The organism is Erysipelothrix amsterdamensis (assembly GCF_940143175.1).
GTDB classification, from domain to species: Bacteria; Bacillota_I; Bacilli_A; order Erysipelotrichales; family Erysipelotrichaceae; genus Erysipelothrix; species Erysipelothrix amsterdamensis.
Window position 1 is genome coordinate 1 of the sequence record NZ_OW659496.1, and the last position, 15,801, is coordinate 15,801.

Below are 15,801 nucleotides of genomic sequence, written 5' to 3' on the forward strand. Positions count from 1 at the left end.
ATGGAATTGTATTTTAAATTTGATATTATAGAACTTGCAAAGGGGTATTTGAATATGACAACTATGAAATTTTATTTAGAAGATGTTTGGGGAAAAGTAAAGCTTGCAATCAAGGAAAGCAATCATTTCGATGAACCGATCTATAATACTTACATCGAAGATACAAACCTTGCAGCATTGGATGAGTCACGAGCTGTAATTGTGGTTCCTACCTATCTCCAAAAAGTTATTCTCTCGGAAGAAATTCCGTTTTTAAACGATGTTATTAATCAAATTTTAGATAAAACCTCAATGGTTTGTGAGGTTCTGCTCGAAAATGAGTTTAAAAAAAATATTGCGGTTCAAGTTCCTGTTCAACCTCAGATTCCTGTTGTTATTCGTAATGATGGTATTGCCCCAAATCAAACATTTGATAACTTCGTTGTTGGTCCAAGTAACAAAGAAAGTCATTCAGCGGCTTTAGGGTGTGCATATCGACCAGGGCAGTTTTACACACCACTCTTTATATACGGTAATTCAGGTCTGGGGAAAACCCATCTCTTAAATGCCATTGGTAATTACATCAAAAAACTGAATCCGGATGCTCGTGTCCTCTATACATCAAGTTCTGATTTCGTTCGACAAGTTGCGAATTCAATACAAAATCGAACAATAGAAGACTTCAAAGAGCAAATGTATAACCTTGATGTTTTACTAATCGATGATATTCAATTTCTTGCTGGTAAAGAAAAATCCCATGAGATATTTTTCCATATCTTCAATGAACTTATTTATAATAAAAAACAAATTGTTATTACCAGTGATCGACTCCCCACTGAAATTAAAGGTCTTGAAGACCGCTTGATTAGCCGTTTTTCTTCAGGTCTCTCTGTCGGGGTAGATTCTCCTGAATTTGAAACATCACTTGCAATTCTTGAATTAAAAATTAAACACAAAAGTGTTGATCCCGGATTATTTGATGAAGATGTTCTAAGCTATATCGCATCAAATTTCTCTAAAGATGTACGTATGCTTGAAGGAGCTCTTAACAGATTGCTTTTCTTCTCCATTGAGTTTTCCCAAAATGATCACATCGACATCAACATTGCGATGAATGCATTTAAAACAAATGGAGAGCCCATTAAAACAAATGAGCTCGATACAAAGACCATTAAACGAATCGTTGCGGATTATTATGGATTAACGCAAGCACAACTTGTTTCCAAAGCACGTACTAAGGCAATCGCAAATGCACGTCATATTGCAATTTACTTATGTCGTAAACATCTTGACTTGCCATATAACAAAATCGGAGAGGATTTTGGAAAACGCGATCACTCTACAATTATCAGTGCTTGCGATAAGATTGAAAAGAAACTAAAAACAGATCAGATGCTTGCACGTGCTGTTTATGAACTTGAAGCTAAAATTAAATAGTTATCAACAGTTATCCACAATTATCCACAATTTAGCAACAGCAATTTAACACGAAATAACCGCTTGTTTACAGTGTTTACTGCAAGTTATACACTTATCCACAGGCCCTAGTAATACTAATTAATTATTTAATACTAATAAACTTATCGCCTTGTAGAACATTTTAATTAAAAGTTCTTTAGGAAATAGGTTTATTTTTACGAAAAAGAATACAATAAAAAGTTCATAATATGATATAATTAAGACAATAGTGTTTATCATTTGGAGGGTTATATGAAGTTCAATATAAAGAAACAATCATTTTATAAAGCATTGTCCTCTGTAGGACGTGCAGCATCTACACATTCACCATTACCAATTCTGTCTGGAATTAAGTTCGAGTTAAGAGATGATGCTTTAACATTAATTGCAAGTGATTCTAATATTTCCATTAAAGAAGTTCTTTATGCGAATGACGAAAATAAATTGAACGTCTATGAAGAAGGTGAAGTAGTTTTAGAATCGCGTTATATTCTAGAAGCAGTTCGTAAGCTTGATAGTGATTTTATAGATTTTGAAATTATTGATGGAGCGTTAACACGTATTAGTGGAAATAAAGCCGAATACAACATCAATGGTAGTAAAGCAGAACTTTATCCAACAATTGATTTTACAAAACCAACTAAAGAATTTAAGATGCCTGGTTTTAAACTTTCCGAAGTGATTCAACAAACTGCATTTGTTTGTTCCACAAGTGAGGATCGTCCAATATTCACAGGTGTTAATTTCAAAGCAGATGGAAATACCATGAACTGTGTTGCAACGGATAGTTATCGATTAGCTAAAAAATCAATCGATCTTCCAACACCGATGGATTTCAATATTTGCATTCCTGCGGTGAATCTTTATGAAGTCTCAAAAACAATTAGTGATAACAAAGACGTTCATATTGCAGTTTCAGATAAACTCGTTCAATTCTATGTGGACTCAACTCTAATACAATCACGTCTTATTGACGGATTGTTCCCGGATGTTAATCGACTAATTCCAGCGGAGTATGGATTTGAATTAACAGTTAACAGTCACGATATGATTAGTGCAATTGATCGTTCATCCTTCCTAAAGAGTGATGGTTATTGGACTGTAAAATTAGAAGCATCAAATGAAGGTGTCTTAATTAGTTCTAAATCTCAAGAAATTGGTAGTTCAGAAGAAATTTTAAAACCAATTGATTACATTGGTGGTAACTTAAAAATTTCCTTCAGTGGACGTTATATGATCGAAGCTCTGAAATCATTTAAAACGGATATCGTTAAGATTTTATTTGTGGGAGAAATGCAAGCATTTATTCTTAAAAACCCAGAAGATGATTCGATTGTTCAACTCGTTTTACCTGTAAGAACATTCGATTAAATAGTATGTTAAAGAATCAAAGACATTTACAACTTATCCACTATATTGATTTGCATCAATTTGCAAAAGTTGAAGAGCTTGCACAACTTGTGGATGTTTCCGAAATAACCGTTCGTCGAGATATCAATGAATTGGATGAAAAAGGGTTAGTTCATAAAGTTCATGGTGGTGCTACTTCCATCACAATTCGAGATTACTCTAATGATATCGAATTGCATACACGAAATGACGTTAATTCAGATATTAAAGACCAAATAGCAAAGTCAGCTGCATCATTGGTTAAAACGAATGCTGTTGTATATCTTGATGCTGGGACATCTGTTTCACGGATGATTCCCTATCTAAAAGATAAACATGTTACGGTCTATACGCACGGTTTACATCATGTTGACGCCTTAGTTCAGTATGGTATCGAGTGTTATGTAATTGGTGGTTTTGTGAAGCCTACAACACGTGCTGCAGTAGGGGGATTAAGTACTCAGTATTTAAAACAGATGAATTTTGACCAAGCATTCATTGGATTCAATGCATTGGATGTGGATTTCGGATTTTCCACACCTGATGAAATGGAAGCAGTAACGAAATCTACAATTATTGCTCAATCATCACAGGTATATTTTATTGGGGATAGTTCTAAATTTAATAAGAAATCGAGTGTGCGTTTCGCATCATCAAATGATGGAATTCTTATCACTGATCAAGACCCAGGAAAATCTTATAAAAATTATGATATTAAAGTACAAGGTGAGCGATAAGTTCACCTTTTTCTATGTATTGAATAAAAATGATATTTTATGATAAATAATGTTTGAAACCACTTACATAATGTGTTATTCTATTTTTAGGAGGAAATAATTATGATTTATATCGTTACACTTAACCCCTCAATTGATTACCTAATGTCACCCAAAACATTATCCTTGGGGATAACGAACCGTTCTGAAGAAGAACAGATACGTATTGGTGGAAAAGGTATTAATGTTGGAGTTGTACTCAATAATCTTGGACAATCTTCCACATGTGTTGGATTTCTTGGGGGATTTACAGGAAACCATATTCGTGAAGAATTAAAAAAATATCCTCTGCTTGTTGATGGTTTTAGAGATTCTAAACACCCAACACGCATCAATATTAAACTTGATTATAAGGGAGAGACGGAAATAAATGGGAGTGGTCATCCCATCGATGCTTCTTCAATTGAAGCGTTATCTACATTTATGACTACACTTACTTCTGAAGACTTTGTGGTCCTAACTGGTAGTGTTGCATCGGGAATGTCTTACGACTGGTATGTCTCAGTTTGTGAGGCATTGGATAAACAAAATATTCCTTTTGCAGTCGATGTTAGTTCAGATAAACTCATTGACATGATTTCTTATCATCCACTCTTAATAAAACCAAATCAGGATGAAATTTGTGCAATTCTCGGATTACAAAATGAGAATTTATCCATTGAACAATTATTAAGTGAGTCAAAAAAATTAATTGAAAGGGGGGCACGTAATATTATTGTCTCACTTGGGTCACAAGGATCCGTGTTAATTACTGATAAAGGATGTTATCGCGCTTATGCACCTGAAGGGGTCTTGATAGATTCTGTAGGTGCTGGAGATTCGATGGTTGCCGCATTTATATATGGTTATGTAAATGACTATTCGCTACTTGAAACGTATCGATTAGCTTGTGCTGCAGGAAGTGCCACTGCATTCTCCGATCATCTTGCGTCTTCCGAAACAATAGAAAAATTAAAAGATAAAATAATTATCGAAAGGATCGATCTATAATATGAAAAATATCACTCAAGTTTTAAAACCAAATCTTGTAATTTTTGATTTAAATGCATCATCTAAAGATGAAGTTCTTATTGAAATGGCCAGAAAACTGAGCCAAGAGGGAATTGTATCAGATGAAATGTCTTTTATTGAAACACTTAAAGAACGTGAAGCAATAAGTACGACAGGTGTTGGCGATGGAATTGCAATTCCTCATGGTCGAAGTTCTGTCGTGTCGGAATCCGTTGTTGTATTTGGACGAAGTGATAAAGGTATTGATTTTGACTCCATGGATGGAAAACCAGCACATCTGTTCTTTATGATTGCAACACCTGAAAATTCTGGTGATGATCATTTAGAAATCTTATCAAGCTTATCCGGCTTGTTGATGAAGTCGGAGGTTCAAGGATCAATACGTACTGCATCAACTTATGATGAACTTGTTGAAGCATTTGATTTTGATCAGGAAACTAAACCGGAAGTTGTGGAGAGTGAATCATTTGTCGTTGCAGTTACTGCATGTGCAACAGGTATTGCACACACCTATATGGCAGCTGAAAAACTTCAAGAGACTGCTAAAAACAAAGGAATCGCAATTAAAGTTGAAACAAATGGCTCATCTGGTGTCGGGAATCGTTTAACACAAGATGATATTAAAAAAGCGGATGCGGTTATTGTTGCTGCTGATATAAATGTTGAGATGAATCGTTTTGATGGTAAAAAACTGATTAAAGTTCCGGTTGCATCGGCAATCAGTCATGCGGATTCTCTAATCGATAAAGCACTAAATGAATCAGATGTTTATAAGGCATCGTCTACAGAACCTTCTGGTGAAGAGACTGAAGGAAGTAATCTTTATAAGCACCTCTTAAACGGCGTATCACATATGCTACCCTTTGTTGTTGGTGGAGGTATTTTGATTGCGATTGCATTTATGCTTGACCAATTAATGGGTGTACCTACTGCAGAATTAGGACAACTTGGTTCTTATAATGCATTTCCAGCCATATTAAAAGATATTGGTGGCCAAGCATTTGGGTTTATGTTGCCAGTTCTAGCAGGTTATATTGCTTATAGTATTGCAGACCGTCCAGGTCTTGTTGTCGGATTTGTTGCTGGTGGCATTGCATCAACAGGTGGAGCTGGGTTCTTAGGAGCTTTAATTGGTGGATTCTTAGCAGGTTATGCTATGAATACTATTAAGAAACTTCTAACAAGTCTTCCACAAAGTTTAGACGGTATTAAAACCATCCTCTTGTATCCGGTACTAGGAGTCCTTGTGACAGGTTTATTGATGGTTTTAATAAATATACCTATGAAATCTGTTAATGAGGCAATGAATGCCTTCTTAAATGGCTTGTCAGGCACAAATGCAGTATTGTTAGGGGCACTTTTAGGCGGTATGATGGCTGTAGACCTTGGTGGTCCAATTAATAAAGCGGCTTATGTGTTTGGAACTGGTACCTTAGCTGCTACAGCGGCAGGTCAAGGGAGTGCGGTTATGGCAGCTGTCATGGCTGCAGGAATGGTTCCTCCTCTTGCTGTCTTTGTTGCCACATTATTATTCAAACATAAATTTAAAGCTGAAGAGCGACAAGCAGGTATGACAAACTTGATTTTAGGAGCTTCTTTCATTACTGAGGGTGCTATTCCTTTCGCATCAAGTGATCCGCTTCGTGTTATTCCAAGTTTCATCGTTGGTTCCGCACTAACTGGAGCCTTATCATTAGCGTTCAATATCACGGTTAATGCACCGCATGGTGGACTCTTCGTTATTCTACTTGTGAGTCAACCACTCTTGTATATTTTATTTATCATTATTGGTTCTGTTGTTAGTGGGCTTTTAATGGGTATTTTAAAGCGTATTTAGTTCTTTTTTAACACAATTATCATGAAACCACATTTCGTTTAAAGAATGTGGTTTTTTGTGCGTTTTATGAGCCGTAAAAAGATGATTTTAATTCGATTTTATAGTATAATAAGATGGTAATAAAAAGGATGGGTGCTATGAAAAAAGAGACTCAATATATCACTTTAGGACAATTTCTAAAAGTGGCGGATTATGTTAATTCAGGTGGTGAAGCGAAACACCTGATTCATACGTTTTCAATTCAAGTAAACGGTGAAGAAGAGAACCGACGCGGTAGAAAGTTGTATCCTGGAGATGTTGTTGTAATTAACGGTAATAAACACGAAATCACAACAGAACATGAAGGTTAAAAATCTTGAATTAAAGCAATTTCGAAATATCTCGAATCTCAATCTATCATTTAATAAAAACATTAATGTTTTTGTAGGGGATAATGGTCAAGGGAAGACGAATATTATCGAGTCGCTTGTCTATCTTTCTTCAGGGCGATCCTTTCGTGTTAGTTCGGATGAATATCTCATTCAATACGGCAAGGAATTTTTAAGTGTTATTGCCGATATTGAGGATCAGAATAATACTCAAAATCTTAAAGTAGTACTGAGTAGTGCTGGAAAATATCTTCAAGTTAATCAACAACCTTTAAAAAAAATGACCGAGTTTATCGGTCGTTGTAACGTTGTACTGTTTAATCCAGAAGATATTAATTTCTATTCTAACAGTCCGAGAAAAAGACGAAGAGAAATTGACTTTGAATTGGGGAAAATGTCAAAGCGTTATCTCAATCAATTAAGTTTGTCGAATAAGTTACTATCAGAGCGTAATGCATATTTGAAAAATAAAAATGTAGATCAAGATTTTCTAGAGATTTTAACGGAAAAATTAGTAGATGCGTCTATTTTGATTATTGAAATGAGAGCTAAGTTTGTACATGCGCTCAATCCAATCATTAATCACTATTATCATCTTCTCAGTGATTCCAAAGATCATATCGTTTTACATTATAAGGCACCAATCAATCTCGAAGGAGATTTGAAGGCGCAATTATTGTCGAAAATGCAGGATTCATTTCAACGTGATTGTGATTTCAAAGTCACGCAAAATGGAATCCACCGTGATGATTTTATTTTTATGATAAATGATATCCCTGTTGTGAACGTATCGTCACAGGGACAAAAGCGAATGCTTATAATTGCTTTTAAACTTGCGATTGTGGAATTAATTTTCCAAAGTCGTAAAACATATCCAATTCTATGTTTAGATGATTTGTTTTCTGAATTGGATAATGTAAGACGTGAACGTGTTCTAAACGTGTTACACGAAGAAATGCAAGTATTTATTACTACTACAGATTTAGACTATGTGAAATCGAAGCGTGATAAATCAGTCTTTAAAGTTGTTAGTGGTAATGTAGAGGAGGTTATTTAATGTCAAATACAAAAGTAGATCATTCATATACGTCTTCCGATATTCAAGTTCTTGAAGGATTGGAAGCGGTACGTAAACGACCTGGGATGTATATTGGTACTACCGCATCTCGTGGTTTACATCATTTGGTTTGGGAAATTGTAGATAATGGTATCGATGAAGCTTTAGCTGGGTTTGCAACAGAAATTATTGTGAATGTGGATAAAGATAATGTTATTTCTGTATCAGATAATGGTCGTGGGATTCCTGTTGGAATTCATGCGAAGACCGGTGTTTCAACAGCTGAGACGATTTTTACTGTACTTCATGCCGGAGGTAAATTCGGTGGAGGCGCATATAAAGTATCAGGGGGGCTTCATGGTGTTGGGGCTTCTGTTGTTAATGCCTTGTCTGAATGGTTAGAAGTTAAAATTTATTTGGATGGTATTGAATACTACCTTCGTTTCGAAGAAGGTGGAAAAGTAGCGGTCCCACTAAAAGAAGTTGGTAAAACTGATAAAAAAGGGACAACCGTTCGATTCAAAGCAGATCCTACAATTTTTACTGAAACTACAGAGTTCTCACACGATGTGTTAAGAGATCGTTTACGTCAGATTGCATTTTTAAACAAGGGGATTAAACTTGTTTTCCAAGACGAACGAGAACCTGAAGAAACAAGACATCTTGAATTTGTTTACGAAGATGGACTTCGTGAATATGTACAGTATATGAATGCGAATAAATCTCCAATACATGAAGAAATCGTATATTGTGAGGGTGAGGAAGAAGGAATACTTGTTGAAGTATCAATGCAATATAATGATGGTTTTACGCCAAACATTTATTCATTCTGTAACAACATTAATACACATGAAGGTGGTACGCATGAAGATGGATTTAAACTAGCGTTAACACGTGTTATTAATAATTATGCTAAAGAGCACAATTTACTTAAAAAGGATGATGACGGATTTTTAGGGGATGATGTGCGTGAAGGACTCACCGCGATTATTTCTGTAAAACATCCAGATCCTCAATATGAGGGACAAACAAAGACAAAACTCGGTAACAGTGAGGTTCGTAAAATTGTTTCAAGTGTCTTTGGTGAACAATTAGAACGTTTCCTAATGGAACATCCTGATGACGCTAAAATCATCGTTGATAAGGCTGCAATCGCTTCAAAAGCGCGTGTTGCTGCTCGAAAGGCGCGTGAGTTAACACGTCGTAAAGGAGCACTTGAAGTTTCCTCTTTACCTGGAAAACTTGCGGACTGCTCAAATCGTAATCCATCCGAGTGCGAAATCTATATCGTCGAGGGGGATTCTGCTGGTGGGAGTGCTAAGCAGGGACGTGATAGTAAATTCCAAGCGATTTTACCTCTTCGAGGAAAAGTTATTAACGTTGAAAAAGCACGTTTACATAAAATTTTTGATAACAATGAAATTCGTATGATGATTACTGCATTTGGTACAGGAGTATCTGATGAAATGGATATCGAAAAATTACGTTACCATAAAATTATTATCATGACCGATGCCGATGTCGATGGAGCTCACATTAGAACGTTATTGCTAACATTCTTCTACCGATTCTTAAGACCGCTCATTGAGAACGGATTCGTTTATATAGCTCAACCGCCACTTTATAAAATTTCCCGGGGAAACAAAATTGCTTATGCCTACGAGGAAGAAGAGTTGGATGAATTGAAGGTTGAATTTGGAGACCGATTTAATGTTCAACGATACAAAGGTCTTGGTGAGATGAATCCTGAACAGTTATGGGATACGACCATGGATCCAGAAACACGTACATTAATACAAGTTACAATTGATGATGCAATGGAAGCAGATGTTATTTTTGAAACCTTAATGGGTGATGAAGTAGCGCCTCGTCGTGAATTTATTCAGGCGAATGCTGAATATGCTGATTTGGATATATAGGAGGACATAATGGAAGATAATACACAGAGTTATGACAAAATAAAACAACGTAATATTTCTGAAGAAATGAAAAAATCATTCGTCTCCTATGCCATGTCAGTAATTGTTTCACGTGCGTTGCCTGATGTGCGTGATGGATTGAAACCTGTTCACCGTCGTATTTTATACGCGATGAATGATCTTGGTATGACAAGTGATAAACCATATAAAAAATCTGCTCGTATTGTTGGTGAAGTAATTGGTAAGTATCACCCTCATGGTGATACTGCTGTTTATGATTCAATGGTACGTATGGCACAAGAGTTTTCATATCGATATATGTTGATTGACGGTCACGGTAACTTTGGGTCAATCGATGGAGATGGTGCTGCTGCGATGCGTTATACAGAAGCGCGCATGTCTAAAATATCAATGGAATTGATTCGTGACATCAACAAAAATACTGTAGATTTTATTGATAACTATGATGGTGAAGAACGTGAACCAGCGGTACTTCCATCACGTTTCCCAAACGTTCTTGTTAATGGTGGTACTGGGATTGCAGTTGGTATGGCAACGAATATTCCTCCTCATAATCTAGGAGAAGTAATTGATGCAACGATTGCACTAATTGACAACCCAGATATAACAATCAAAGAACTTATGGAAGATTATATTTTTGGCCCTGATTTTCCAACAGGGGCACTTTTACTTGGACGTAGTGGAATCAAATCTGCATTTGAAACAGGACGTGGTTCTGTAGTTATGCGGGCAAAAGTGGATATCGAAGAAATGAAGAATGGTAAACCACGAATTATTATTTCAGAAATTCCATATCAAGTTAATAAAGCAACTTTAGTAGAAAAAATCGCAACACTTGTTCGTGATAAAGAAATTGATGGCATCACTGATTTAAGAGACGAGTCGAACCGTGAAGGAATTCGTATTGTTGTAGAATTACGTAGAGAAGTCCAAGCGGAGGTTGTATTAAATCAACTGTATCGTCTTACAGCACTTCAGTCATCCTTTGGGGTGAATATGTTAGCACTGGTTAATGGACGACCAGAGTTATTAAATCTATTACAAGTATTAAGTCACTACCGTGATCATCAAATTGAAATTGTTACACGTAGAACACAGTTTGAATTAAAAAAAGCAGAAGATCGAGCACATATCCTACAAGGACTTATGATTGCACTTGATCATATTGACGAAGTTATTTCAATTATACGTTCATCTAAAGATGATCCAGAAGCGATTACTCGACTCAATGAAGCGTTTGATCTAACAGAAATCCAATCTAAAGCCGTATTAGATATGCAATTACGTCGTTTGACGGGATTACAGCGTGATAAAGTTGAGAGTGAATTCAATGAACTAACAATCCTAATTGTTGATTTAAAAGATATCTTAGCTAATCATGATCGTTTACTTACAATTATTAAAGACGAATTAACTGAAATTAAAACAAAATTTGGTGATAACCGTCGTTCTGAAATTGTGGAAGCTGATATTGATATGTTGGATGAAGACTTAATTCCGGTTGAAGATATTGTCGTTACGATGACGATGAACGGATATATCAAACGTACAACTGTCGATTCATTCAATACACAAAACCGTGGTGGTAAAGGTGTTCGTGGTATTAGCACATATGATGAAGACACCGTTGATCAATTTATAGCGATGTCAACACATGACTACCTATTACTCTTCACAAACCTCGGAAAAGTTTACCGTATTCGTGGATTTAATGTACCGTCTTCAAGCCGTACATCAAAAGGAATCCCAGTTGTTAACTTACTAAACCTTACAGAAGGTGAAACAGTAAAAACGCTTGTAAAGGTTGCGAAAGATGACGAATCAAAATATGCATTCTTCGTTACAAAACAAGGTATCGTGAAGCGTGTCGAAGTTCAAGAATTTGAATCAATACGTCAAAACGGTAAAATTGCGATTACACTCCGTGAAGATGACGAGCTCGTTGGTGTTCGTATGACAAACGGTGATAACGAAATCATTATCGGAGGAAGCAACGGTAAAGCTGTTCGATTTGACGAAAATGAAGTGCGTTCTATGGGACGTACCGCATCGGGTGTTATTGGATTTAATGTTGATGAAGGTGAAGTAGTGGGAATTGCTACTGATCGCGAAGGTCAATATATCCTGGCTGTAACAGAAAAAGGTTACGGCAAGCGTACTGATATCTCTGAATACCGACGCACCAAACGTGGTGCCAAGGGTGTTAAAACAGTAAACATCACTGAGAAGAATGGAAATCTTGTTTCCCTCCGTGCAGTTAATGGCGATGAGGAAGCATTAATCATCTCTAACGAAGGAACTGTTATTCGAACCGAAATCAGTAACATTGGAATCTACGGTCGATCAACAATCGGTGTTCGACTGATTAATGTTGGTGAATCAGATTCTGTGTCACAAGTTGCGATTCTTCAGCCTACAGTTGAAGAACCAGAAGAAGAACAAACAACAGATCAAGTAGAGCCTGTTAACGAAAAAGAAATAGAAATTGTAGAGTAACATAAGCAAGGAGGAAACTCCTTGCTTTTTCTTTCGATTCTATTTGACTTAAAATATGATAATGGCTATAATTTACTTAACTCGTTGAGAGGGATTAATATAATTGTTTTATTTAAGAGAGATGATGCTTGGTGAAAATCATTATAAAACTTTATAGTTCCACCCTGGAGAGATTCATTTCGGAAGACAACCGTTATCTGTTAAAGGTATGTTCCACGTGGAACATATGAAAAAGGGTGGCACCACGTTTACACGTCCCTTAAGAGGTGTTTTTTTTATTTTCAAAAGGAGAAAAATATGTTAGATATTAATCTATTTAGAACCAATCCTGAGCTTATCAAGGAAAATCTTAAGAAGAAGTTCCAAGAACATAAAGCGGATATGGTAGACGAAATCATTGCTCTAGATATTGAATATCGCGGAATTAAAACTCGCGCCGACGAATTAAGAGGCCAGCGTAATGCTTTAAGCAAACAAATTGGTCAACTTATGGGTCAGAAAAAAATAGATGAAGCAAACGCCGTGAAAGAACAAGTTCAGGCTTTCGCTCTTGAACTAAAGGATATCGAAGAACGTGAAGAACCATTGTTTGATAAAATCAAAGCTTTAATGATGGAAATTCCAAATATCATCGCGGACGATGTACCGATTGGTAAAGATGACAGTGAAAACGTTGAACGTTATACAGTAGGGGATATCGTCGATAAAGGATTTGATGTTCCTTATCATACAGACATTATGGAGTCGTTTGGTGGTATTGATCTTGATGCAGCACGAAAAGTTGCTGGAGCAGGATTTTATTACCTGCAAAAAGATATTGCACGATTACATTCCGCTGTTACTTCATATGCTCGTGATTTTATGATTGATCGTGGTTATGATTATGTTATCCCTCCATTTATGATTCATCGTGACGTTGTAAGTGGCGTAATGAGTTTTGAAGAGATGGAAAACATGATGTATAAAATCGAAGGGGAAGACTTATATCTAATTGGTACAAGTGAACACTCCATGATTGGTAAGTATATTGATACAATTATTGATGGAGAAACGCTACCTCATAAGCTTACAAGTTATTCACCATGCTTCCGCAAAGAAGTAGGGGCTCACGGAATTGAGGAACGCGGGGTATACCGTATCCATCAATTTGAGAAACAAGAGATGGTTGTAGTGTGTCACCCAGATGACAGTGCAGCATTATTCGAAGAACTTTACCACAATTCAGTAGATTTCTTTAGAACTCTAGATATTCCTGTCCGAGTGCTCGAATGTTGTTCCGGAGATCTTGCGGACTTAAAGAATAAGAGTGTTGATGTTGAAGCATGGAGTCCAAGACAGAAGAAATATTTTGAAGTCGGAAGTTGTTCAAACTTAACAGATGCTCAAGCACGAAGATTAAAAATACGCATCGATACGCCAGAAGGACGTGTTTATGCACATACATTAAATAATACTGTAGTAGCACCACCAAGAATGCTCATCGCATTTTTAGAAAACAACCTTCAAGCAGATGGAAGCGTATTGATTCCAGATGCACTTCAACCCTACATGGGATTCAAGAAAAAAATAGAGCCTAATCAATAGGCTCTATTTTTTTTATTGATTTTTGAATTTGGTTCATAACTGCATTGTCATTATTTGATTCGATAACTTCAGTGGCAACACGCTTCACATCCGCATGCGCGTTAGCGACTGCATAAGAGCTTCCTGCCAGTTCTAACATTTGAATATCATTGTGATAGTCACCGAATGTTATAATGTCCGCAGCGTCGATATTAAGCGCTTCTAACAAATGCTTGATTCCAACGCCTTTATTAACGTTTGAATGCATCACATCAATCCATACTGCACCAGCTGTGACTGCATTGAAATGGCCATCTAGAGACTCTCTAACAATCTCGTTATAATTGGAAACCGTGTGATGTAGACTGCAAGCAGTTATCTTAACGAAATCTTTATCTAGAGCTGAAAGGTCCTCGACAATAACGAAACCAGGATAATACTCCTCAAGATACTGTTCGTGTATCGGATCACCAAGCTCAACGTAGGCACAGTCAATACCCGATGCAATAATCGAAGTTTCTGTACATGTTCTAAAAACAGTTGTTACTGTCTCCACATCTATTTTAGAGAATACAGACTTATAAAGTATTTCGCCATTATGCTCGACAATGGCCCCATTATCAGATACAAACGATAAATCATTAATGAAATTATTGGCCTTTTTCTTGATGCTAAAAAGAGTACGCCCACTAGCTAAGACCATATGGATGTTATTGTCCTTAAGCGTTTTTAGTACTTCTTCAAAATTGTAGGGAAGATTTGAATCATCATCTAAAAGCGTGTGATCCATATCAGTAGCTATTAATTTAATCATAAGTAACCTCCATCAAAATTATACCATAATGTTTCACGTGGAACATTTAAAATAGTCGTTTAAGAGGTTGCATTTTAAGACAGTTTTGATATAATAACTATGCTACAACAACATAATCTAGTTAACCAGGTCAGGGCAGGAATGCAGCAGCCTTACATTAGCTCTTATGTGTGTTGTGGCTCTTTTTGTATATAAGGGGGCGTTATCGATCGAACATCACAAATATATGGATGATGCATACCAAGAGGCACTTCTTGCATATAGTCTAGAAGAAGTACCGGTAGGCGCTGTTGTTGTCTATAACAATCAAATCGTAGGACGAGGACATAATGTTCGGGAAACGCAACATCAACCCTCAGGACATGCGGAAATCATTGCGATGGATCAAGCAGGGAAAACGCTTGGATCATGGAACTTGGAAGGGTGTACCTTGTATGTGACACTCGAACCGTGCGCGATGTGTACGGGTGCGATTATGCAATCAAGAGTGAGTACCGTTGTATACGGCTCAAAAGAACCCAAAAGTGGTTGCTTAGGATCGGTTATTGATTTTACTCAAATAGAGGGTTACAACCACTATCCGAAAGTAATTGCAGGTATTGAAGAAGAAAAAACAAAGCGGTTAATGCAGGACTTTTTCAAACAACAACGCAATAAACAAATAAAAATTAAAAAAGCAGATAAAACTACTTTTGAAAGTTATCTAAAAGTTCGTAAAGAAGTATTCGTTGATGAACAAAACATTGATCCAAAAGAAGAGTACGACGATCTGGATACATTGGAAAATAGTCAAGTTGTCCATATTGTTGCAATTAAACAAGAACAAGTGATAGGCACTATGAGGCTATTAACAACTAATGGAACCATGAAAATCGGAAGATTGGCTGTGTCAAAACCTTTTAGGAATATGAAAGTTGCTTCCAAGATGGTTCGTTATGCAATTATACAAGCTGAGAACAATGGAATTCATGTTATTGAGCTCAATGCACAACTAAGTGCAATAAACATTTATAAACGACAAGGTTTTGAAGAAACTGGGGAAATATTCAAGGAAGCGGGTATTTCCCATATAAAAATGATTAAACAAATAAAAACATCGAATCACATTTGATT

At 36.4% G+C, this 15,801-nt stretch carries 12 protein-coding genes, 1 other RNA gene and 1 other annotated feature; of the genes, 12 read left to right on the forward strand and 1 reads right to left on the reverse strand.

Features of this window, described 5'->3' with window-relative positions; translation table 11 throughout:
* From dnaA to serS, 10 genes are all read left to right on the forward strand, one after another.
* On the forward strand, nt 1–1,416 hold the full coding sequence (dnaA, locus tag NMG63_RS00005; RefSeq protein WP_254007051.1) for a chromosomal replication initiator protein DnaA: 1,416 nt from the start codon (nt 1–3) through the stop codon (nt 1,414–1,416).
* A 273-nt stretch (nt 1,417–1,689) separates the two neighbouring features.
* Nucleotides 1,690–2,808: a DNA polymerase III subunit beta gene (dnaN, locus tag NMG63_RS00010; protein ID WP_254007052.1), complete on the forward strand. Its 1,119-nt coding sequence runs from the start codon at nt 1,690–1,692 to the stop codon at nt 2,806–2,808.
* A gap of 5 nt (nt 2,809–2,813) precedes the next feature.
* Nucleotides 2,814–3,563 (forward strand): DeoR/GlpR family DNA-binding transcription regulator, encoded by a 750-nt coding sequence (locus tag NMG63_RS00015; RefSeq protein WP_254007053.1) that lies wholly within the window; start codon nt 2,814–2,816, stop codon nt 3,561–3,563.
* A 102-nt stretch (nt 3,564–3,665) separates the two neighbouring features.
* A complete protein-coding gene (locus NMG63_RS00020; protein WP_254007054.1) occupies nt 3,666–4,592 on the forward strand; it encodes a 1-phosphofructokinase family hexose kinase in 927 nt (308 codons plus the stop codon).
* A 1-nt stretch (nt 4,593) separates the two neighbouring features.
* Nucleotides 4,594–6,450, forward strand: coding sequence for a PTS fructose transporter subunit IIABC (locus NMG63_RS00025; RefSeq protein WP_254007055.1), 1,857 nt, complete (start codon nt 4,594–4,596; stop codon nt 6,448–6,450).
* A 128-nt stretch (nt 6,451–6,578) separates the two neighbouring features.
* Entirely contained in the window at nt 6,579–6,800 is a 222-nt protein-coding gene (locus tag NMG63_RS00030; protein ID WP_125163877.1) for an RNA-binding S4 domain-containing protein, read from the forward strand.
* The gene (gene recF / locus NMG63_RS00035; protein ID WP_254007056.1) at nt 6,790–7,875 is read left to right on the forward strand and encodes a DNA replication/repair protein RecF; all 1,086 of its coding nucleotides are present in this window, start codon (nt 6,790–6,792) and stop codon (nt 7,873–7,875) included. Before NMG63_RS00030 ends, recF begins: the two co-directional genes overlap by 11 nt.
* Nucleotides 7,875–9,794 (forward strand): DNA topoisomerase (ATP-hydrolyzing) subunit B, encoded by a 1,920-nt coding sequence (gene gyrB / locus NMG63_RS00040; protein ID WP_123170859.1) that lies wholly within the window; start codon nt 7,875–7,877, stop codon nt 9,792–9,794. The genes recF and gyrB overlap by 1 nt, the downstream gene beginning before the upstream one ends.
* 9 nt (nt 9,795–9,803) lie before the next feature.
* Nucleotides 9,804–12,311 carry a DNA gyrase subunit A gene (gyrA, locus tag NMG63_RS00045; protein WP_254007057.1) on the forward strand — a complete coding sequence of 836 codons (2,508 nt, stop codon included), beginning with the start codon at nt 9,804–9,806 and terminating at the stop codon, nt 12,309–12,311.
* Nucleotides 12,312–12,386: 75 nt separating this feature from the next.
* Nucleotides 12,387–12,574, forward strand: a binding site (T-box leader).
* A gap of 34 nt (nt 12,575–12,608) precedes the next feature.
* On the forward strand, nt 12,609–13,895 hold the full coding sequence (gene serS / locus NMG63_RS00050) for a serine--tRNA ligase (RefSeq protein WP_254007058.1): 1,287 nt from the start codon (nt 12,609–12,611) through the stop codon (nt 13,893–13,895).
* On the opposite strand, the gene NMG63_RS00055 is transcribed toward serS, so the two are convergent.
* Nucleotides 13,885–14,688 carry an HAD family hydrolase gene (locus tag NMG63_RS00055; RefSeq protein WP_254007059.1) on the reverse strand — a complete coding sequence of 268 codons (804 nt, stop codon included), beginning with the start codon at nt 14,686–14,688 and terminating at the stop codon, nt 13,885–13,887. The genes serS and NMG63_RS00055 overlap by 11 nt on opposite strands.
* Nucleotides 14,689–14,786: 98 nt before the next feature.
* Here NMG63_RS00055 and ffs point away from each other — a divergent pair.
* Together ffs and tadA are read left to right on the forward strand one after the other, a co-directional pair.
* Nucleotides 14,787–14,874, forward strand: an RNA gene (gene ffs / locus NMG63_RS00060) — signal recognition particle sRNA small type.
* On the forward strand, nt 14,864–15,799 hold the full coding sequence (gene tadA, locus NMG63_RS00065) for a tRNA adenosine(34) deaminase TadA (RefSeq protein ID WP_254007060.1): 936 nt from the start codon (nt 14,864–14,866) through the stop codon (nt 15,797–15,799). The genes ffs and tadA overlap by 11 nt, the downstream gene beginning before the upstream one ends.
* Nucleotides 15,800–15,801 lie beyond the last annotated feature (2 nt).